Annotated in this window: 15 protein-coding genes; 9 read left to right on the top strand and 6 right to left on the bottom strand. The window is 42.8% G+C overall.

The window, feature by feature from the left end; translation table 11 throughout:
- Positions 1-120: 120 nt before the first annotated feature.
- Positions 121-1,065 carry a dicarboxylate transporter/tellurite-resistance protein TehA gene (gene tehA / locus BKK50_RS08815; RefSeq protein WP_077417312.1) on the top strand — a complete coding sequence of 315 codons (945 nt, stop codon included), beginning with the start codon at positions 121-123 and terminating at the stop codon, positions 1,063-1,065.
- Between the two features lie 40 nt (positions 1,066-1,105).
- Here the strand turns inward: tehA and pepD are convergent, their stop codons facing one another.
- On the bottom strand, positions 1,106-2,560 hold the full coding sequence (pepD, locus tag BKK50_RS08820) for a beta-Ala-His dipeptidase (protein WP_077417314.1): 1,455 nt from the start codon (positions 2,558-2,560) through the stop codon (positions 1,106-1,108).
- A gap of 96 nt (positions 2,561-2,656) precedes the next feature.
- On the opposite strand from pepD, the gene gpt reads away from it, so the two are divergent.
- From gpt to BKK50_RS08835, 3 genes are all read left to right on the top strand, one after another.
- A complete protein-coding gene (gene gpt, locus BKK50_RS08825) occupies positions 2,657-3,124 on the top strand; it encodes a xanthine phosphoribosyltransferase (protein WP_077417316.1) in 468 nt (155 codons plus the stop codon).
- 259 nt (positions 3,125-3,383) lie between these two features.
- Positions 3,384-5,798, top strand: a complete 2,415-nt coding sequence (gene lon / locus BKK50_RS08830; RefSeq protein ID WP_077417317.1) for an endopeptidase La — start codon at positions 3,384-3,386, stop codon at positions 5,796-5,798.
- Between the two features lie 190 nt (positions 5,799-5,988).
- The gene (locus BKK50_RS08835) at positions 5,989-7,551 is read left to right on the top strand and encodes an AbgT family transporter (protein ID WP_077417319.1); all 1,563 of its coding nucleotides are present in this window, start codon (positions 5,989-5,991) and stop codon (positions 7,549-7,551) included.
- 93 nt (positions 7,552-7,644) lie between these two features.
- Here the strand turns inward: BKK50_RS08835 and BKK50_RS08840 are convergent, their stop codons facing one another.
- On the bottom strand, positions 7,645-8,808 hold the full coding sequence (locus BKK50_RS08840; protein WP_158074662.1) for an MFS transporter: 1,164 nt from the start codon (positions 8,806-8,808) through the stop codon (positions 7,645-7,647).
- A 115-nt stretch (positions 8,809-8,923) separates the two neighbouring features.
- Here BKK50_RS08840 and hemW point away from each other — a divergent pair, with 115 nt between their 5' ends.
- From hemW to serA, 3 genes are all read left to right on the top strand, one after another.
- Positions 8,924-10,075: a radical SAM family heme chaperone HemW gene (gene hemW / locus BKK50_RS08845; RefSeq protein WP_077417323.1), complete on the top strand. Its 1,152-nt coding sequence runs from the start codon at positions 8,924-8,926 to the stop codon at positions 10,073-10,075.
- A gap of 105 nt (positions 10,076-10,180) precedes the next feature.
- Positions 10,181-10,840 (top strand): ribose-5-phosphate isomerase RpiA, encoded by a 660-nt coding sequence (gene rpiA, locus BKK50_RS08850; RefSeq protein WP_077417325.1) that lies wholly within the window; start codon positions 10,181-10,183, stop codon positions 10,838-10,840.
- Positions 10,841-10,870: 30 nt separating this feature from the next.
- Complete coding sequence (serA, locus tag BKK50_RS08855) at positions 10,871-12,103, top strand: phosphoglycerate dehydrogenase (protein ID WP_077417326.1); 1,233 nt, start codon at positions 10,871-10,873, stop codon at positions 12,101-12,103.
- Positions 12,104-12,198: 95 nt separating this feature from the next.
- Here the strand turns inward: serA and BKK50_RS08860 are convergent, their stop codons facing one another.
- Complete coding sequence (locus tag BKK50_RS08860; RefSeq protein ID WP_077417328.1) at positions 12,199-12,864, bottom strand: DUF4328 domain-containing protein; 666 nt, start codon at positions 12,862-12,864, stop codon at positions 12,199-12,201.
- Between the two features lie 70 nt (positions 12,865-12,934).
- The gene (purL, locus tag BKK50_RS08865) at positions 12,935-16,828 is read right to left on the bottom strand and encodes a phosphoribosylformylglycinamidine synthase (protein ID WP_077417330.1); all 3,894 of its coding nucleotides are present in this window, start codon (positions 16,826-16,828) and stop codon (positions 12,935-12,937) included.
- 153 nt (positions 16,829-16,981) lie between these two features.
- Here purL and BKK50_RS08870 point away from each other — a divergent pair, with 153 nt between their 5' ends.
- On the top strand, positions 16,982-17,521 hold the full coding sequence (locus tag BKK50_RS08870) for a DUF924 family protein (RefSeq protein ID WP_077417332.1): 540 nt from the start codon (positions 16,982-16,984) through the stop codon (positions 17,519-17,521).
- A 100-nt stretch (positions 17,522-17,621) separates the two neighbouring features.
- On the opposite strand, the gene BKK50_RS08875 is transcribed toward BKK50_RS08870, so the two are convergent.
- Both BKK50_RS08875 and BKK50_RS08880 read right to left on the bottom strand, forming a co-directional pair.
- A complete protein-coding gene (locus BKK50_RS08875; protein WP_077417334.1) occupies positions 17,622-18,179 on the bottom strand; it encodes an NAD(P)H-dependent oxidoreductase in 558 nt (185 codons plus the stop codon).
- A gap of 99 nt (positions 18,180-18,278) precedes the next feature.
- Positions 18,279-19,235, bottom strand: a complete 957-nt coding sequence (locus BKK50_RS08880; protein ID WP_077417338.1) for an alpha/beta hydrolase family protein — start codon at positions 19,233-19,235, stop codon at positions 18,279-18,281.
- Positions 19,236-19,404: 169 nt separating this feature from the next.
- On the opposite strand from BKK50_RS08880, the gene BKK50_RS08885 reads away from it, so the two are divergent.
- Positions 19,405-20,310: a LysR family transcriptional regulator gene (locus BKK50_RS08885; protein WP_077417336.1), complete on the top strand. Its 906-nt coding sequence runs from the start codon at positions 19,405-19,407 to the stop codon at positions 20,308-20,310.
- Positions 20,311-20,420 lie beyond the last annotated feature (110 nt).

The raw sequence follows: 20,420 nt of genomic DNA on the forward strand, positions 1-20,420 counted from the left end.
CTGCTGCATAATACCGAAATTTTAGGATTTTTTAGGAATAGTTTAGAACTTTTTAGAATAGTTCTATTTTTTTATCTTATGTTAAACTTTTCTCACGTTTTCGCAGTGAGGAGCATTTTAATGAAAACAATAAAACCTTTCCCTTTACCCACCGGCTATTTCGGTATTCCCCTTGGTTTGGCTGCGCTGTCTTTGGCGTGGTGGCATTTGGCGGACTTCTTCCCTTGGGGGCAAATGATGAGTGATGTGATCGGCATTACGGCAATGATCGTTTGGTTAGCCTTTATTGCTATGTATGGGTATAAATTGCGTGATTATTTTCACGAAGTGAAGGAAGAGTATCGTTGCCCTGTTCGCTTTTCTTTTCTTGCGTTGATTCCTATTACCACAATGTTAGTTGGTGATATTGTCTATCGTTGGAATCCTGTGATAGCGGAAGTGATGATTTGGCTTGGAACCATCGGGCAATTACTGTTTTCTTCTTTTAGGATAAGTGAACTCTGGAAAGGGGGGATTTTTGAGCAAAAATCAACACGCCCCCCCTTTTATTTACCCGCTGTCGCCGCCAATTTCACCAGTGCAAGTTCACTGGCTTTACTGGGGTATTATGATCTTGGCTATTTATTTTTGGGTGCCGGTTTCATTTCTTGGATAATGTTTGAACCCGTATTGCTCCAACATCTACGCATTTCTTCCTTAGAACCGCCTTTCCGAGCCACCATGGGGATTATTCTTGCTCCCGCATTTGTTGGCACATCCGCTTATCTTGCCGTTAATCAAGGGGAAATCGATACTTTCGCCAAAATCCTATGGGGCTATGGCTTCTTGCAGATGTTTTTTTTATTGAGAATTTTCCCTTGGATTATTGAAAAAGGCTTAAACATCGGTTTATGGGCTTTCTCATTCGGCTTAGCCTCCATGGCAAATAGTGCGGTTGTTTTTTACCACAACCAAGTGCTATCCGCCATTGCCATATTTGCCTTTATCTTTGCAAATTTGATGATTGGATTACTTGTGTTGATGACCTTGTGGAAGTGGGTGAAAAGGGAGTTTTGGGTGAAGTAAAGAAAAACGGTTGTGATATGACAACCGTTTTTTACTTTCATTATTTGATTGAGATCCCCCCCAACACGCTCACCAACACCTCCCAATATGTCTGCACCGCTGAGATTTGTACTTTTTCATCCGGTGAGTGGGCGTTGCGGATGGTCGGGCCTAAAGACACCATATTAATATGCGGATAATGCTCTTTGAGTAAGCCGCATTCAAGACCGGCGTGGATCACTTTGATTTCGGGGGCTTTGCCTAATACTTCGGCATAATGTTTTTTTGTTAGGTTGAGAATGGCGGAGTCGTTCACCGGTTTCCAACCCGGGTAAGGGGCGGAGAATTCGGTTTTTGCACCGGCTAAAGTGGCAACGGAACTTAATAGCTCGGTCACATAAGCCTTACCGCTTTCAATCAATGAACGGACTAAAATCGTGCCTTTTACTTTGTCGCCCTCAGTTTTTAATACGCCGATACTGAGCGAGCTTTCCACCACATTTTTAATCACATCACTGTTGCGAATCACGCCGTTTGGTAAGGCATTGAGCAAGTGAATCACGGTTTTTGTGCTTTGTTGAGTGAATACTGTTTCAGCTTTATTTATCGGTTCAACAAAGAGGGTTAAGTTTGGCTCGGCAATGGCTAATTCTTCTTTGAGTAAAACCTCCAGATTTTTGACCGCACTTTCAAGGGCATTAAGATCACCATTGAACGCCAGCACCGCTGCCGCTTCACGAGGGATGGCGTTTCGAATAGAACCACCACGAATTTCAGCTAAAGCAAAGTGCGGTTGGTTTTGAGCCAGTTTTGCTAATACACGAGCTAACACTTTAATGGCGTTGGCTCTGCCGGTGTGAATATCGCAACCGGAATGTCCGCCACGCAAACCTTTTAAGGTGAGCTGAACGCAATGTTCGAAAGCGTTGTTTTCTCGTTCTATCGGTAGTTCCAAATTAGCATTAATGCCACCGGCGCAACCAATGTAAATTTCGCCGATTTCTTCCGTATCGGTATTAATGAGAATGTCTGATTGCAACCAGTTACGGCGAAGATTTAATGCACCGTCCATACCGGTTTCTTCCGTCATAGTAAGCAACACTTCAAGAGGCGGATGTGCCACATCATCGCTTTCCAACACGGCAAGGGCGGAAGCTAATCCAATTCCGTTGTCCGCCCCTAATGTGGTGCCTTGTGCTTTTACCCAATCGCCGTCAATATAAGGGCGAATCGGATCTTGGGTGAAATCGTGGGGATTGCCCTCATTGGCTTGCGGTACCATATCCAAATGGGCTTGCAATGCTACCGGAGTGCGGTTTTCCATACCCGCAGTTGCCGGTTTACGAATCAACACATTGCCGGCGTTATCACGCTCCACAAAAAATTGTTTTTCTTTCGCCCAATTGACAATGAAATTTGCCAGTTCATCCTCATGATGGGAAGGGTGAGGGATTGCACAAATTTGATCAAACCATTTCCATAATAATTGGGGTTGTAATTGAGTAATTTCAGACATATTCGCTCCTTTTCACGAAAAATTTCACGAAATAATAGCATAAAACCTTGTTTCAGGTTATCCTTACGCCATTTTTATTGATATTAAGGTGCAATTATGAGCGAAAAATATGTGGTGACTTGGGATATGTTCCAAATGCATGCCCGCAAATTATCAGAACGTTTACTTCCCGCTTCCCAATGGAAGGGGATTATTGCGGTGAGCCGCGGCGGTTTATTTCCGGCAGCAGTATTAGCTCGTGAATTGAGCATTCGCCACGTAGAAACTGTTTGTATCGCCAGCTATCACGATCATAAAAATCAAGGTGAGCTGCAAGTGTTACACGCTGCGGAAGTGCCAAATGGTGGAGAGGGATTTATTGTGGTGGACGATTTAGTGGACACCGGCAACACGGCTCGTGCCATTCGTGAAATGTATCCCAATGCAAAATTTGTCACTGTTTTCGCTAAACCGGCAGGTGCAGAATTAGTGGATGATTATGTCATTGACATTCCACAAAATACTTGGATTGAACAACCTTGGGATTTAGGTTTAATGTTTGTTCCCCCTCTTGCGAGAAAATAAGATAATTAATGCTATAGCTATAGAAGTGCGGTGAAATTTACCGCACTTTTTGTTTACATTGAGCATCGCTAAAGTAAAACCTTTGGTGAAGACCTGTGCAGCGAATAAATAGGGGGCGATAGCACTGACGGATTTTACTCATTTTGGGGATGGAGATCAAAACGGCGGCATTTTATTTCTAATTAATCCTATTCCCTTGAATTCACTAAACCCACCCCCATATTACCCCAAATTGTCGAAATAGAATTAGAGAGAAGATATGAACGCCAAAAGAACACAACGCACGATGCCCGTATTGCCATTACGTGATGTCGTGGTTTTCCCTTATATGGTGATGCCGCTTTTTGTGGGGCGTGCAAAATCCATTAATGCCCTTGAAGAAGCGATGAATGAAAATAAACAGCTTCTTTTGGTTTCACAAAAACAAGCGGATTTAGAAGAACCGGCGATTGATGATGTGTTTGATGTGGGCACGATTGCCAATATTATCCAGCTTTTAAAATTGCCTGACGGCACAGTAAAAGTGCTTGTCGAGGGGCAGCAACGGGCAAAAATCAATCATCTAGAAGAAGGGGAACAATTTTTCTCTGCAGAAATCACCCCGATTGATACTGTCCGAGGTGATAAAAAAGAATTAGAGATTGTCAAAAATGCCGTCTTGTCCGAGTTTGAAAATTACCTAGCGTTGAATAAAAAAGTACCGGCTGATGTGCTAGGCGCCCTACAACGGATTGATGAGGCCGATCGCTTGGCAGATACCATGGCAGCACATTTGCCGGTAAGCGTTCGTCATAAACAAAGTGTGTTGGAATTGGCTGATGTGCAAGCGCGTTTGGAATATTTGCTTGGTATGATGGAATCGGAGGCGGATATTCTCCAGGTGGAAAAACGCATTCGTAGCCGTGTGAAAAAACAGATGGAAAAAAGCCAGCGTAACTATTATCTGAACGAGCAAATTAAAGCCATTCGAAAAGAAATGGACGATGGCGAAAATGAAGATACCATTGATGAAGTGGAACAACTTCGTCAAAAAGTGGAAGCGGCGGGAATGCCGGCTGAAGTGCGTGAGAAAGTGGAAAGCGAACTACAAAAACTCAAAATGATGTCAGCCATGTCCGCAGAGGCCACCGTGGTGCGTAGCTACATTGAATGGATGATTCAAGTGCCGTGGCATCAACGCACGAAAGTGAAAAAAGATATTACCAAGGCTCAACAAGTGCTGGATGCGGATCACTATGGTTTGGAGCGGGTAAAAGAACGCATTTTGGAATATCTTGCAGTGCAAGCACGTCTTAATAAAATTAAGGGGCCGATTCTTTGCTTGGTTGGACCACCGGGGGTAGGGAAAACCTCGCTTGGTCAGTCGATTGCTAATGCAACAGGGCGGAAGTATGTACGTATGGCATTAGGTGGCGTGCGTGATGAGGCGGAAATTCGTGGACATCGCAAAACCTACATTGGTGCATTACCGGGCAAACTCATTCAAAAAATGGCAAAAGTTGGGGTAAAAAACCCGTTATTCTTACTTGATGAGATCGATAAAATGGCATCGGATATGCGTGGCGATCCAGCTTCTGCCTTATTAGAAGTGCTTGATCCGGAACAAAACACCACGTTTAACGATCATTATTTAGAAGTGGATTATGATCTTTCCGATGTGATGTTTGTAGCCACCTCAAATTCCATGAATATTCCAGGGCCGTTGCTTGACCGTATGGAAGTGATTCGCCTTTCCGGTTATACGGAAGATGAAAAACTCAATATCGCCATACGTCATTTGTTACAAAAACAAATTGAGCGTAACGGTTTGAAGAAAGGGGAATTAGTGGTAGAAGAAAGTGCGATTTTAGACATTATCCGCTATTACACCCGAGAGGCCGGTGTGCGTAATTTGGAACGGGAAATTTCCAAAATTTGTCGCAAAGCGGTGAAAAATTTATTGGTGAATCCTAAGCTGAAATCTATCACGGTGAATAGTGAGAATCTTCACGATTATCTTGGCGTGAAACGTTTTGAATTCGGCAAAGCGGATACGCAAAATCGCATAGGCGAAGTCACCGGTCTGGCATGGACAGAAGTTGGCGGTGATCTGCTTACCATTGAAACTGCCTCTGTAGTTGGTAAAGGTAAGTTAACCTTCACCGGCTCTTTGGGGGATGTGATGAAAGAATCCATCCAAGCAGCGATGACGGTGGTACGTTCTCGTGCAGATCGACTTGGTATTAACCCTGAGTTCCACGAAAAACGTGATATTCATATTCACGTGCCGGATGGTGCAACACCAAAAGACGGCCCAAGTGCAGGGATTGCCATGTGTACGGCGCTGGTATCTTGTTTAACGGGCAACCCGGTGCGTGCGGATGTGGCAATGACAGGAGAGATCAGCTTGCGTGGTAAAGTCTTGCCAATCGGCGGTTTAAAAGAAAAACTCTTGGCTGCACACCGTGGCGGTATAAAAACCGTATTAATTCCAAAAGAGAATGTGAAAGATTTGGAAGACATTCCGGATAACGTGAAACAAAGTCTTGCGATTCATTCGGTAGAAACCATTGATGAAGTGTTAGGCTTGGCACTTGAAAACCCACCTGAAGGAATTGAATTCGTCAAAGTGGAAGCCAAACCGAAAACCCCACGTTGTAAAGCCGCCACGAAAACCACAAGAGCGGTCAATTAATTCAATATTTTTTAAAGGCTTGTGAAAACAAGCCTTTTTTGTTGCGTTAAATTCTGATTTTTTGACAATTCGCTCAAAAAGTTAAAAAAATGTAATGTTATTGTTTAAGTAGTGGAAATTTTTTTTGGGGTTTAGTAAAAAATATGCGAATATGAAATTTACTCTTTAACCAATAAAAAAGGATATGCCTATGTCATCAACCGTTTCTCAAAAAAACAGTCGAATTCAGCATTTTTTAAAAGGGGTGGAATGGCTCGGAAATTTACTGCCACACCCTGTGATTTTATTTATGTTGATGTGCGCTATTTTGATCGTGTTTTCAGCCATTTTGCATTATTTTGATGTGAGTGTTGTCGATCCACGACCTAATCATTCCGGTGATATTGTGGTGAAAAGCCTACTTAGCCAGGAAGGGATTGCTTATATGGTGAGTAGTTTAGTGAAAAATTTCACCGGTTTCGCACCACTTGGCACGGTTTTAGTGGCAATGCTTGGGGTATCCATTGCCGAATCTTCAGGAATGATTTCTGCTGCTTTGAGGGGACTTGTCGTGGGGACACCGAAAAAATTGGTGACGTTCACCATTGTATTTGCTGCGGTGATTTCAAATACAGCGGCAGAGTTGGGTTATGTGGTCTTAATTCCTCTTGCCGCTATGATTTTTCACGCACTTGGCCGTCATCCGCTTGCAGGGATTGCCGCCGCCTTTGCCGGTGTTTCAGGGGGATATAGTGCGAACTTGCTATTAGGCACCGTGGATCCGCTTTTATCAGGCATTACCCAAGAGGCAGCCCGTTTAATTGAGCCTAATTATGTGGTTGGTCCTGAGGCAAACTGGTATTTTATGTTTGTGAGTACATTTTTAGTGAGTATTTTGGGCTATTTAGTCACTGAAAAAATCGTTGAACCACAGCTTGGAAAATATAATCCCCAAGAGGCGGATGATCCTACGATTCTTAACAATAAAGTAGAAAAATTAACCGCAAATGAGAAAAAGGGCTTAATGTGGGCCGGAATCGCAATGGTCATTTTTTCCTTACTTCTTGCTTGGACCATTGTTCCTGAAAACGGCATTTTGCGTCACCCTAAAACAGGGCTTGTTGCAGGTTCACCTTTCTTACATGGCATTGTGGTTTTTATTTTTATCTTTTTTGCTATTCCCGGCTACATCTATGGGCGAGTGACCGGTTCAATGAACTCTTCTCAAGATATTGTCAAATCAATGTCTCAAGGGATGGCTTCAATGGGAATGTATATTGTATTGGTCTTCTTTGCGGCACAGTTTGTGGCATTTTTTAAGTGGACGAACTTAGGTTCAATTGTGGCGGTAAAAGGGGCGAATTTACTGATTGAACTTGGCTTAACCGGTCCTATGCTTTTTGTCGGTTTCATCTTAGTTTGTGCTTTTATCAATTTGATGATTTCCTCCGCCTCCGCCCAATGGGCATTAACCGCTCCTATTTTTGTTCCAATGCTGATGTTAGTCGGGTATGCACCGGAAGTGATTCAGGCGGCTTATCGCATTGGCGATTCAACAACGAATATTATTACACCAATGATGAGCTATTTCGGCTTAATTATGGCAGTTGCCGTGCGTTATAAAAAAGATACAGGGGTAGGGACACTTATGGCGATGATGATCCCTTATTCATTTATTTTCATCATCGGTTGGGTCACCCTTTTCTACCTTTGGGTTTTTGTGTTTGGTTTACCTATCGGCCCAGGTTCATTGACGTATTTTTCAGTGAACTAAGTGTGACAAAATAAATTGAATATTTTTTAAGGCTTGTGAAAACAAGCCTTTTTATCGGTATGATAACTTAAAAATCAATCGCTGAATTAGTGTTTAAGTTTTCATTTTTTTGAATTGATAAAAGAGCCATAAGCTAAAAATACTCATAAAAATGACCGCACTTAAATTCGCTATTTGCCAGCCCTGGGTAATTGTCATTAATAATCCCACAGAAAAAGAGGCGGTGAGATTGGCAAGATAAGTGATAAGCGAACTTATGCCTTGTAATTTATGCTTATGTTGTGGTGATAGTTGATTAAGTAAAAATGTACCGCCACTAAACATCAATCCCCAACCTGTACCAATCAACATCAATGCAAGGAAATATCCCCAATGTTGCTGAAAAAACAAACCGCATAATCCACCAATAATAAACAACAAACAACCTAAACCGATAATAGATTGATTTGAGACTTTTTTTACCATAAAAGGCAATAGCAACGCCGGGCTATACATTGCCACAAAATGCCATTGCAGCACCGGACTGATTTGTTCAAGCTGAAAATGTTGATGGTGCATTGCCAAAGGCGTGGCGTTCATCAATAGCACCATTATCGCAAAACTGAAGGCACTGCACGCCGTACCGATTTTAAATTCCTTTTGTAAGAAAATACCTTTCGGTATAGATTGATTTTGAGAGTAAATAACGGGTGGATTTTTGATTGAAAGGAAAAGTTGGCTGATAATTAAAAGCACAAAAACAGCCAAACATAGCCAGAAAATTCCCACATATTTTACCGCCAATAAATTTGCGCCTTTCTCTGCTAAAAAAGGACCTAATACGCCACCAATGATACCCGCACTGATAATCAACGAGGTTGCCCGTTTTTTGTTTCCTTCATTATTGAACACTTCCGCCGCAGCGAAACGATAATATTGGTTGAACACCGTTGCACTGCCCAAGATAAAAGCAGCAAGGCTAAATAGATAAAATTGTGCGTTATAAATGGCGTAAATCGCCAATAATGCCCCGACAATACCAATGAATCCGCTCACAATAAATGCCGTTCTTCTGCCATATTTTGCCATTAAAAAAGATGCGAAATAGACGGTTATTGCAGAACCCAGCACAGTCATTGTAATTGGCAAAGACACTAGAAAATCTTGAGGTGATAAAGCATTACCCACCGAAGTGGAACTGAGCGTGAGTAAAGAAATCACACTACCGCTCAACGCTTGACCACAAAAAAGTGAAAAGAGATTAAGAGCGGATTTCATTTTTGTCTCCTTCATTATTTTGCCCAGTCATCATTCGCTGATGATATTTTTACTTTTCGTTATTTCTCATCATGGCATAAAATACCACAACATATCTTCCAATCTATCAATTATCATGCTTAAACTTCCTCCGCTTTCTCTCTACATCCATATTCCTTGGTGTGTGCAGAAATGCCCTTATTGTGATTTTAACTCCCACGCACAAAAAGGTGAGATTCCCGAGAGGGATTATATTCATCATTTATTGCGAGATTTAAAAACGGATTTAGCACGTTTTAAACCATCAATTCAAGATCGTCAATTACATTCCATTTTCATTGGCGGTGGCACGCCGAGCTTGTTTTATGCGGAAAGCATTGCGTATTTATTGAGTGAAATCAAAAAACAGATTTCTTTCGAAAAGGACATTGAGATTACCTTGGAAGCCAACCCCGGTACGGTGGAAGCGGAACGCTTTAAAGGCTATGTGGCAGCGGGGGTGACGAGAATCTCTATGGGAATTCAAAGTTTTAACGATGACAAACTTCAGCGTCTTGGGCGAATTCATAATGCAGAAGAAGCCAAAAGTGCGGTCAATTTGGCGAAAGTTTCCGGGCTGCAAAGTTTCAATTTGGATTTGATGCATGGGCTACCTCATCAAACCTTGGATGAGGCTTTAGCGGATTTACGCCAAGCCATTGAACTTGCGCCCCCTCATCTTTCTTGGTATCAACTTACCATCGAACCCAATACAATGTTTGCTTACCGTCCACCAATCTTGCCCGATGAAGAGGCGCTTTGGGCTATTTTTGAGCAAGGGCATCAATTGCTCACCGCCGCAGGTTATCAACAGTATGAAACTTCTGCTTATGCCAAACCGGGTTTTCAATGCCGGCACAATGTGAATTATTGGCGTTTTGGTGATTATTTGGCGATTGGCTGTGGTGCTCACGGAAAACTCACTTTTCCTAACGGGGAAATTCTCCGTTTTTCCAAAACTAAACACCCGAAAGGCTATTTGAGAGGGGAGTATCTTTACGAAGAAAAAAACGTCCCCGAAATTGACCGCCCTTTTGAATTTTTTATGAATCGTTTTCGTTTATTGGAAGCTGTACCCAAAGGGGAATTTGAGGCTTATACGGGGTTAGCCCCCAATACGGTTAAAAATCAGATTGATTTTGCCCTTCAACAAAATTATATCGTAGAAACCGAAAAGGCTTGGCAGATCACCGAGCACGGAAAATTATTTCTAAACGAATTGTTGGCACTATTTTTAACGGAAGATTAAGTGATGTTATTTTTTCATCATCACTCATCAAAATTTGCACTTGTTTATTTAATTCTTGCGTATTAAAGTAACGCAATCGTTTACTTCTTAAAAATAGGAAAAGAAATGGATCAATTAGAAATGAAAAGGCTTGCCGCTCAAGCCGCTTTACAATATGTCAAAGCGGATACCATTGTGGGCGTGGGTAGTGGATCCACCGTGAACTGCTTTATTGAAGCGTTGGGGGCGATGAAAAATCAAATTAAAGGGGCTGTGGCGGCATCAAAAGCCTCTGAAGAATTGCTGCGTAAACAAGGGATTGACGTGTTTAGCGCCAATGAAGTGTCGGGCTTGGATATTTATGTGGATGGTGCGGATGAGATTAATCCACAAAAAATGATGATTAAAGGGGGCGGTGCCGCATTGACGAGAGAAAAAATTGTGGCAGCGTTAGCAAAAAAATTTATTTGTATCGTAGATAGCAGTAAGCAAGTGGATGTGTTGGGGTCAACCTTCCCATTACCGGTGGAAGTGATCCCTATGGCTCGCTCGCAAGTGGGCAGAAAACTAGCGGCACTTGGCGGTGCACCGGAATACCGTGAAGGCATTGTGACGGATAATGGCAATGTGATTTTAGACGTGCATAATTTTACGATTTTAAATCCGGTAGAAATGGAAAAAGAATTAAATAATGTTGCCGGTGTGGTGACAAATGGTATCTTTGCGTTGCGTAGTGCCGATGTGGTGATTGTCGGTACGCCTGACGGTGCAAAAATTATCGAATAATTTATAGAAATAACAATAAGGAAGGCAAACATGACAAATAAAGTGTCACTCGACAAATCAAAAATCAAATTTGTATTGCTGGAAGGCGTGCATCAAAGTGCATTAGATACTTTGCACGCTGCCGGTTATACCAATATTGATTATTACAAAAAAGCCCTTGATGGTGATGAGTTAAAAGCCGCCATTAAAGATGCGCATTTTATCGGGCTGCGTTCTCGCACGCATTTAACGGAGGAAATGATTGATGCCTCACCAAAACTCATTGCGGTGGGCTGTTTTTGTATTGGCACCAATCAGGTTGATCTGAATGCAGCAAAAGCACGAGGCATCCCGGTATTTAATGCACCATTTTCAAATACACGCTCTGTCGCAGAATTAGTGTTAGGGGAAATTTTGCTTTTGATGCGCAATGTGCCGCAAGCCAATGCGGAGGTGCATCGTGGGGTATGGAATAAATCCGCAGCCGGCTCACACGAAGTGCGGGGCAAAAAATTAGGGATTATCGGTTATGGGCATATCGGTTCTCAATTAAGTATTATTGCGGAATCCTTAGGTATGGATGTGTATTTCTACGATATCGAAAACAAATTGCCCCTTGGCAATGCCAAACAGATTGCCACCTTGGAAGACTTACTAGGTAGCTGTGATGTGATCTCTTTACACGTACCGGAATTACCTTCAACCCGTAATTTAATGAGCGCAGAGCGTATTGCGCAGCTAAAACCGGGTTCTATTTTAATCAATGCGGCACGGGGTTCGGTGGTGGACATTGAGGCGCTTGCTCAAGCCTTAAAAGAGGGGAAAATTAATGGAGCGGCAATTGATGTCTTCCCGGTTGAACCGGCGTCAATCAATGAAGAATTTGTCTCACCATTGCGTGAATTTGATAATGTAATTTTAACCCCGCATATTGGTGGTTCTACCGCAGAAGCGCAAGAAAATATTGGCTTTGAAGTGGCAGGGAAATTTGTGAAATATTCCGATAATGGCTCTACATTATCTTCAGTGAATTTCCCAGAAGTGTCTTTACCGGAACACGCCGGCACCAAGCGTTTATTGCATATTCACGAAAATCGTCCGGGCATTTTGAATAAGCTCAACCAAATTTTTATGGAAGCCAATATCAATATTGCCGCACAATATTTACAAACCGACCCGAAAATCGGTTATGTCGTGGTGGATGTGGAAACGGAAGATTCTGCGCCATTATTGGCTAAATTGCGTGAGATTGACGGTACAATTCGAGCAAGGGTTTTATACTAAAAGACAAAAAGTGCGGTCATTTTTGACCGCATTTTTTCCTAAGAGAAAAGTATAAACAGGGCACTGTCTGCGTTTTTTTCTAACTAAATGAATTGTTAGTTATTTGAAAATACCTTGAGTGGGTAATCAAGATTAGATGAATATTCAAGCTGCATTTGATTGACTTTTTTAACAACTTTCAAGAAAAGAATGGTAGCACAAATATCTAAGATACCGCTAACCATAGAAATGTTGGTTAAAAACATCAACCCATCGAGGCTATTGCTTTGTTCCTCATGAAAAGAAAGCTTGGAGTAGATATTACTAACAATATTAGAAATAATCCAACTTCCCCACCATACTTTCAATAGTAATGGAGAGGATGATAGTTTCCAATTCATTGGTGACTGACTGGCAAACCACGTTTCTCTCATGGCTTGGTAAGGCTTAAATAAATTCATAAATGGGATGAAATACCACCATACACAGCTTCCATCACTGAATTTTAAATCCTTTACTTCCCAATCCCTTAAGCGTTTATGTGAGCGATAAAGCCACACACCGGCAACAATCAAGACCGCTATAACGAGAATAAAAAAGACAATGCTAAAAATAGCCGTGTAGTTATCGAAATTGTCCACATAGTCTGGAAAAATGCCCTCTTTAAAATTGTTTAAGAGTTTCAATGTGAAGATATCATTTAACACACCAATGACTAAAAATACTAAATAGACATTCAATAGATTTATTAAGATAGATGTATTGTTTTTTATAACTGTCATAAATTTTAAAAATGTTATTGGGAGAAAGGTGTATTGGGGCTAATTACTAGATTAGCCCCTCATTTTTAGGTTATTTTAATACCACTCTCGCATTTCTAAATAACCGCATCCACGCCCCATCTTCGCTCCAGTCTTCCGGATACCACGAGTTGCTCACCGCTCGGAATACCCGTTCAGGGTGTGGCATCATTGCGGCAATTCGACCGTCCACATTGGAAATGGCGGTAATCCCTAAGGCAGAGCCGTTTGGATTCGCCGGATAGGTTTCGGTGACATTCAAGTTGTTATCAATATATTGTGCCACAATTAAATTTTGCGTTTGAAGTGCGGTTAAATTTTCCGGTGTTTTGAATTCAACCCGTCCTTCACCGTGAGAAACCGCAATCGGCATATGGGAACCCGCCATACCTTGGAACCACAAAGAGCGGGTGTCGTTGATTTTCACTAAGCCGACGCGGGCTTCAAAACGTTCGGATTTATTACGCACAAAACGTGGCCAGTTTTCTGCACCCGGGATAATTTCCGCAAGGTTGGAGATAAACTGACAACCGTTACATACCCCTAAAGATAGGGTATTTTCATTAGCGAAGAATTGGCTGAATTGTTCGCGTAATTGCGGATTGAACAAAATTGATTTTGCCCAGCCGCCACCCGCCCCAAGGACATCCCCATAAGAGAAACCGCCACAAGCGACCATAGCATTGAAATCATTTAGATTGTAACGTCCTGCCATTAAATCACTCATGTGAACATCAATGGCGGCAAAACCGGCACGGTCGAAGGCTGCCGCCATTTCCACATGGCTATTGACCCCTTGTTCACGAAGCACCGCAACTTTCGGTTTTGCTCCTTTGGCAATATAAGGGGCGGCAATATCCTCATTCGGATCATAGCTTAGGAAGGCCGATAATCCTTTGTTTTGCGGATCTTTTTTCGCTTCAAACTCTTGGTCGGCACATTCCGGATTATCACGCAAACGTTGCATTTGATGAGTTAATTCCGCCCAAATACCCCGCAATTCAGAACGTTTTTCACAGAGTAATTTTTTATTGCCTCGTGCGATTTCGATACGATCATCGCTGGTTACCGCCCCGAGTTCGTGTGTCAATGGTAATAAATTGTGGGCATTTAAAATTTCACGCACAGCGCTTAATTCGCTTTCTGCCACTTGAATGACCGCTCCCAGTTCTTCGTTAAATAATACCGCAAGATCATTATCGCCTAGGGCGGAAATATCCACTTCGATACCGCAGTTTCCGGCAAAGGCCATTTCTGCGAGGGTGACGATTAAGCCCCCGTCAGAGCGGTCGTGGTAAGCCAATAATTTACGCTCTGCTACCAAAGTTTGCATGGCATCAAAAAACTGTTTCAATGTTTTCGCATTTTCCACATCTGCCGGTTTATCACCCAGTTGTTTATAAACCTGAGCAAGTGCGGTCGCTCCAAGGCGATTTTTACCTTCACCCAAATCGATCAACAAGAGGCGGGAAGCCCCTTTATCGGTACGCAGTTGTGGTGTGACGGTTTTACGCACATCTTCTACTCGAGCAAAGGCACTGATGACTAAAGAAAGTGGGGCGGTGACGGTTTTCTTCTCACCATTTTCCTCCCAGCTGGTTTTCATCGACATAGAATCTTTCCCCACCGGAATCGTGATACCAAGTGCCGGACAAAGTTCTTCACCGACGGCTTTCACCGCTTCATAAAGTCCGGCATCTTCTCCCCCGTGGCCGGCCGCCGACATCCAGTTGGCGGAAAGTTTAATGCGTTTGATGTCACCGATGTTAGTCGCTGCAATGTTAGTGATGGATTCCGCCACCGCTAAACGTGCGGATGCGCCGAAATCCAATAAAGCTGTGGGGGCACGTTCCCCCATAGCCATAGCTTCACCGTGATAACTATCAAGGCTTGCGGTGGTGACTGCCACATCGGAAACCGGGATTTGCCAAGGGCCGACCATTTGATCCCGTGCCACCATACCGGTGACAGAGCGGTCGCCAATGGTAATGAGGAAGGTTTTTTCTGCCACTACAGGTAAACGTAACACTCGGTGCAGGGCTTCTTTCAACGTAATATTCTCTTGCAAAACGGGAGGATTTTCGACCGCACTTGATTGCACATTTCGGGTCATTTTCGGTGTTTTACCGAGTAGCACATTCATTGGTAAATCAATCGGATTATTGTTGAAATGGCTATCGTGTAAGGTTAAATGTTGTTCTCTCGTGGCTTCACCAATCACCGCAAAAGGCGCACGTTCACGTTCGCAAAGTGCGGTAAATAAATCCAGTTTTTCCGGCGCAACGGCTAACACATAGCGTTCCTGTGATTCGTTACACCAAATTTCAAGCGGGGACATCCCTTTTTCATCACAAAGAATGGAACGTAAATCGAATTTTCCGCCACGCTCGCCATCGTGTACCAATTCCGGCATGGCATTGGATAAACCGCCTGCTCCCACATCGTGAATAAATAAAATGGGGTTTTCTTCACCGAGTTGCCAGCAACGGTCGATCACCTCTTGGCAGCGGCGTTCCATTTCAGGGTTTTCCCGTTGAACGGAAGCAAAATCTAAATTTTCCTTTGATTTACCGCTATCCATTGAGGAAGCTGCACCGCCACCCAAGCCGATATTCATCGCCGGGCCGCCTAATACGATAAGTTTTGCGCCCACAGGAATTTCGCCTTTTTGCACATGTTCGGCTCGAATATTGCCGATACCGCCTGCCAGCATAATGGGCTTGTGATAACCCCGCACTTCCTCTCCATTGAAGCTATTTACTTTTCCTTCATAAGTGCGGAAATAGCCAAGTAATGCCGGGCGACCAAATTCATTATTAAATGCCGCTCCCCCTAACGGGCCTTCAATCATAATATCGAGTGCTGAAGCAATGCGGTTAGGTTTGGAAAGTGGATTTTCCCAAGGTTGTTCAAAGTTTGGGATCACCAAATTTGACACGGAAAAGCCGGTTAACCCCGCTTTGGGTTTTGCTCCACGACCGGTTGCGCCTTCATCACGAATTTCCCCGCCGGAGCCGGTTGCAGCCCCCGGGAAAGGGGAGATCGCTGTTGGGTGATTGTGGGTTTCCACTTTCATTAAAATATGCGCATCTTCATTGTGGTAGCGATATTGTCCGTCTTGGTCGGCAAAGAAACGCCCCACTTTAGAGCCTTCCATCACTGCCGCATTATCTTTATAGGCGGAAAGCACGAAATCCGGGGTTTTCTCAAAGGTATTTTTAATCATTTTAAACAAGGATTTTTCTTGTTTTTCACCGTCAATCACCCAATCGGCATTAAAGATTTTGTGGCGACAATGCTCGGAATTCGCTTGAGCGAACATATAAAGCTCGATATCGTTCGGGTTGCGTCCAAGTTTAGTGAAATTGTCCACCAAATAATCGATTTCATCTTCTGCCAAAGCAAGCCCCAACTCAATGTTGGCGATTTCTAAGGCTTTTCGACCACCGCCTAAAATATCCACCGTGGTAAAAGGTTTTGGCGCTTGATGGTGGAATAACATTTCGGCCTCTTTGGCATCCCGCACGACGGTTTCCATCATGCGATCGTGTAAAAGTGCGGTCAATTTTGACTGTGTTTTTTCATCTAAAGGTTGGTTAAATGCAAAGTAATAGGCAATCCCCCGTTCAATTCTCGCCACTTCTTTTAATCCACAATTGTGAGCGATATCAGTCGCTTTAGATGACCAAGAAGAAATCGTACCGAAACGTGGGATAACAATAAAGGTTTCCCCTTTTGCTTCGTGTTCTGCCAAGGTTGGGCCGTAATGGAGCAAGGCTTTTAGTTTGCTTTCCTGTTCGCCGGAAAGTGTGCTATTCAGTTCCACAAAATGGATATACTCGGCATAGACAGACCGCACAGCTAACCCGTTTTGCTGGAATTTTTGCATTAAACCATGGATACGGAATTCGGAAAGGGCAGGTGAGCCACGAAAAATTTGAAACATAAGGATTCCCTTTGAGTGAATAGAAATGAAAATTGTGCGCCATTATAAAGGAAAAGGGCATAAAACGAAAACGTTTGCGTATTGTTTTAGCCCATTCTTTATGAAGGCGTTTTTGTGTAAAATATGTCCGTTTTTTATTGATAGGAGAAAGCAATGTCTTACCAAGTTGTACTGGATTTTTGGTTTAGTGAGGAAACAAAGCCTTTTTGGTTTGCAAAAAGTGAAGAATTTGACCGCCAAATTCGTGAACAATTTTATGCGTTGTGGCAGCAAGCCGTACAATCGGAATTAAGCCATTGGCGTGAAACCGTGCAGGGGCGATTGGCTGAAATTATTGTGCTAGACCAGTTTTCACGCAATTTACATCGTGATAGCCCGTTGGCATTTGCCCAAGATAATATGGCTATCGCACTGGCTCAAGAAGCCATCAAACAGCCTGAATTTAGCAAGATGACCGTGCGTGAACGTCATTTTATGCTGATGCCGTTAATGCACAGTGAAAGCAAAGTGATTCACGAGCAGGCCGTGCCTTTATTTAAACAATTTGGTCCCGAAGAAAGCGTGGATTTTGAATTAAAACATAAAGTGATTATTGATCGCTTCGGTCGTTATCCTCATCGAAATGCCGTGTTAGGACGGGAAAGTAGTGCAGAAGAAATTGAATTTTTAACCCAACCGGGATCGAGTTTTTAAATCATAAAACGTTAAAGCAATCATATTCTCCATTGCGCGGTCAGCGCAATGGAGATTTTTATATCAAAAATAAAGCGGGGAAGTGGCTATGATTGGATCATTAAAGGCTTTCTAAACGAGCAATTAACCGCTTAGCGTGATCGTTAGCGATAGCCTGCACATTAGATAGCGCTTTTGCATCACTGATGCCTTCAATGTAAAGTACGCCGTGTGAATAAACCGGTTCTTGCCAGCACATTCCACAGAGTTTTGCAGTGTCCATAAAGGCAGGATAGAAGGCATTGATTTTATGGGCGTGATTGCCATCGTACTCATCGGTCCCCCCGCCTGTGGTGAAGGATAAAATCAATTTTTTTCCCTGCAATTTGTCGCCTTTACTGCCGTAAGCGAAGTCGTGCAACAACACATCATCAATCCATTTTTTGAGCAATGCAGGCACGTTATACCAATACATCGGGAATTGCCATACGATGATATCGGCTTCCACCAGAGCGGCTTGTTCTGCCGCAACATCAAAATGATAGTTTGGATAAAGGCTATCCAATTTGCGAATATTGATTTTTTCACCAAAATGGGCTTGGAGTTCATCTAAAATCAGTTTATTGCCAACGGAAATGGATAAGTCAGGATGCCCGCTGATGAGGGTGATTTTTTTCATAATTTTTTCCTCTGCTTTTTAATTTAAAGAAATAGCCTATGTTGTGCTATCGACATAGGCTATATTTTTGACAAAAAGTCGGTTAAAAATGACCGCACTTTACTTCATATATTTGGCGAAGAAATCGAGGACAACTTTCGGTTCACGTCCAAACCAGTTGTAACCGTCTTTAAAGCGGCGGGTTGTTCCTTCGATCCAAAAGATTTCTTTTTCTTTCGATGCCAATAAATCAAAGGTTTTTTGTCCATCTTCCGGATTGCGTGTCCAAGCATCATCTTTTACTTGAACAATGAGTGTTGGCATATGCACAAAAGGAGCGGTCAGATGTGGTGTCATTTCTGCTGCGGTGAATCCCCCCATACGAAGCAGTTCCAAATCAATCAATTCTTGATATTGTTGCACGCCCTGTAATTCGGAGAAGGCATCATAAATTGCCGCCATGGAAACCACCATTGGGCTTACCATACATTTTACGTTAGCAAACAACTCAGGGCGTTCTTTAATCGCACGATATTGTGAGTTACCGCCCATACATTGGCTGTATAAACCAACGGTCATTTTGCTCAGTTCAGGGTGGGCATCGACCCATTTTTTTATGCCGACACAATCACGCCATTCCCAGTTACCAATGCCACTGATACCGCCATTCGCTGCCCCACTGTTGCCATGATTGCGAATATCGTAAGTTAAGACATTATAGCCGGCATCGGTTAAGTGTTTGTATTGGATAACAAAATCGATTTCTACCGCATCAAACCCAGCCCATGGCATACCGAAATGCCCCGGGAAACCTGAACGGCACATGGGTAATGCGTGGTTGAAAATAATGAGTTTATTGGATTTTTCTTTAGCGGGAATATACCAGGCTTCTAAAGGTACACCGTCATCAGAGGGAATGACGAGTTCTTCATAGGTCATACCATATTCATCAGGGGTTTTAAAAATGAAGCTACGAAGTGGACGGACGATTGCCGCCAACCCTTTCACTTTTTCATAATCTTCTGCTGAAATAGTTTTTTCTTGTTCAAAGGCTTTTGCTAAACGTTCCGGTGACATTCTCATAGTCGTTCTCCTGTTCATTTTTCAAATCATTTTGTCATTTAGACAAGGGCATTATATCGAAAATTATGTGCAATATAATTCCTTATTATGGATTTTATTATTCCTCTTTGAGGTTTAATCATATAGTATCGCCTCAAGCAACAAATGAGAGATAAATGAAATAATGAACAAACTGGAAATATTACGGATTTTTTGTAGTGTGGCTGAAACCTTGCATTTTCGTGAAACGGCAAACCGTCTTGCGTTATCTCCTCAAGTGGTATCAAGGGCAATTGGCACATTGGAAAAAACACTTGGCGAAGTGTTGTTTCAACGCAGTACAAGGCAAGTTAAATTGACGGATTTCGGTGAAGCGTTTTTACCACAAGCACAACAGCTTATTGCTGATGCAGAACGATTGTTTAGCTATCGAAAATCATTAAACACACAGGAAATTGCAGGGATAGTCCGAATTGCCGTGCCTGAAATCCCGTTAATGCAAGCGGTGCTGGAAAAGGTGTTGGCAAAAGCCGCCGCTTATCCTGATTTGCGGCTACATTGGCAAGCAAGATTGACGGTAGAAGATGTGGTGAATGAACAAATTGATGTGGGTTTTCGTTTTGGTATGCCCGATGACAATCGGCTTATTATTCGTCAAGTTGGTTTAGTCGAAGATTGTATTGTGGCATCGCCAGCGCTTTTAGAACGCTGCGGGCAGCCGAAAAACTGGCAAGATCTCAAAAATTATCCGCTGAGTGCCTTATTCAATCCCAATACCGGACGGGCTTATGCGTGGTATTTGTCCCACAAAACGCAGTTTATCCCTCCTCGTCCGAAGTTTACCGCTACCTGTATTGCTGATGAGCTTACGGCTGTCCGACAAGCCCAAACCATCGCCTTTTTGCCACGTTTTCTCTGTGCGCCCTATCTAAAAAGTGGTGAATTGGTGGAGCTTTTCCCCGAACTTGCCCGCAAACAATGGACAGCTTATGTTTATCGCCCATACAGAAATGTCACTCATCCTCGTGTAAAAATCGTATTTGATTGGTTGGTGGAAAGTATTGAAGCGCTTTTGAGAGAAAAGAAATAGCGATATTGTGTTTATCTTTGTGAAATAGGTATTGAAAGTGCGGTTACAAAAAACGTTGTTCTTTTTCGGTATTATGTAGCAAATGCACAAAAACAGAAATTTTAACAGAA

This window comes from Rodentibacter rarus, assembly GCF_001998965.1.
In the GTDB taxonomy this organism is placed as follows: domain Bacteria; phylum Pseudomonadota; class Gammaproteobacteria; order Enterobacterales; family Pasteurellaceae; genus Rodentibacter; species Rodentibacter rarus.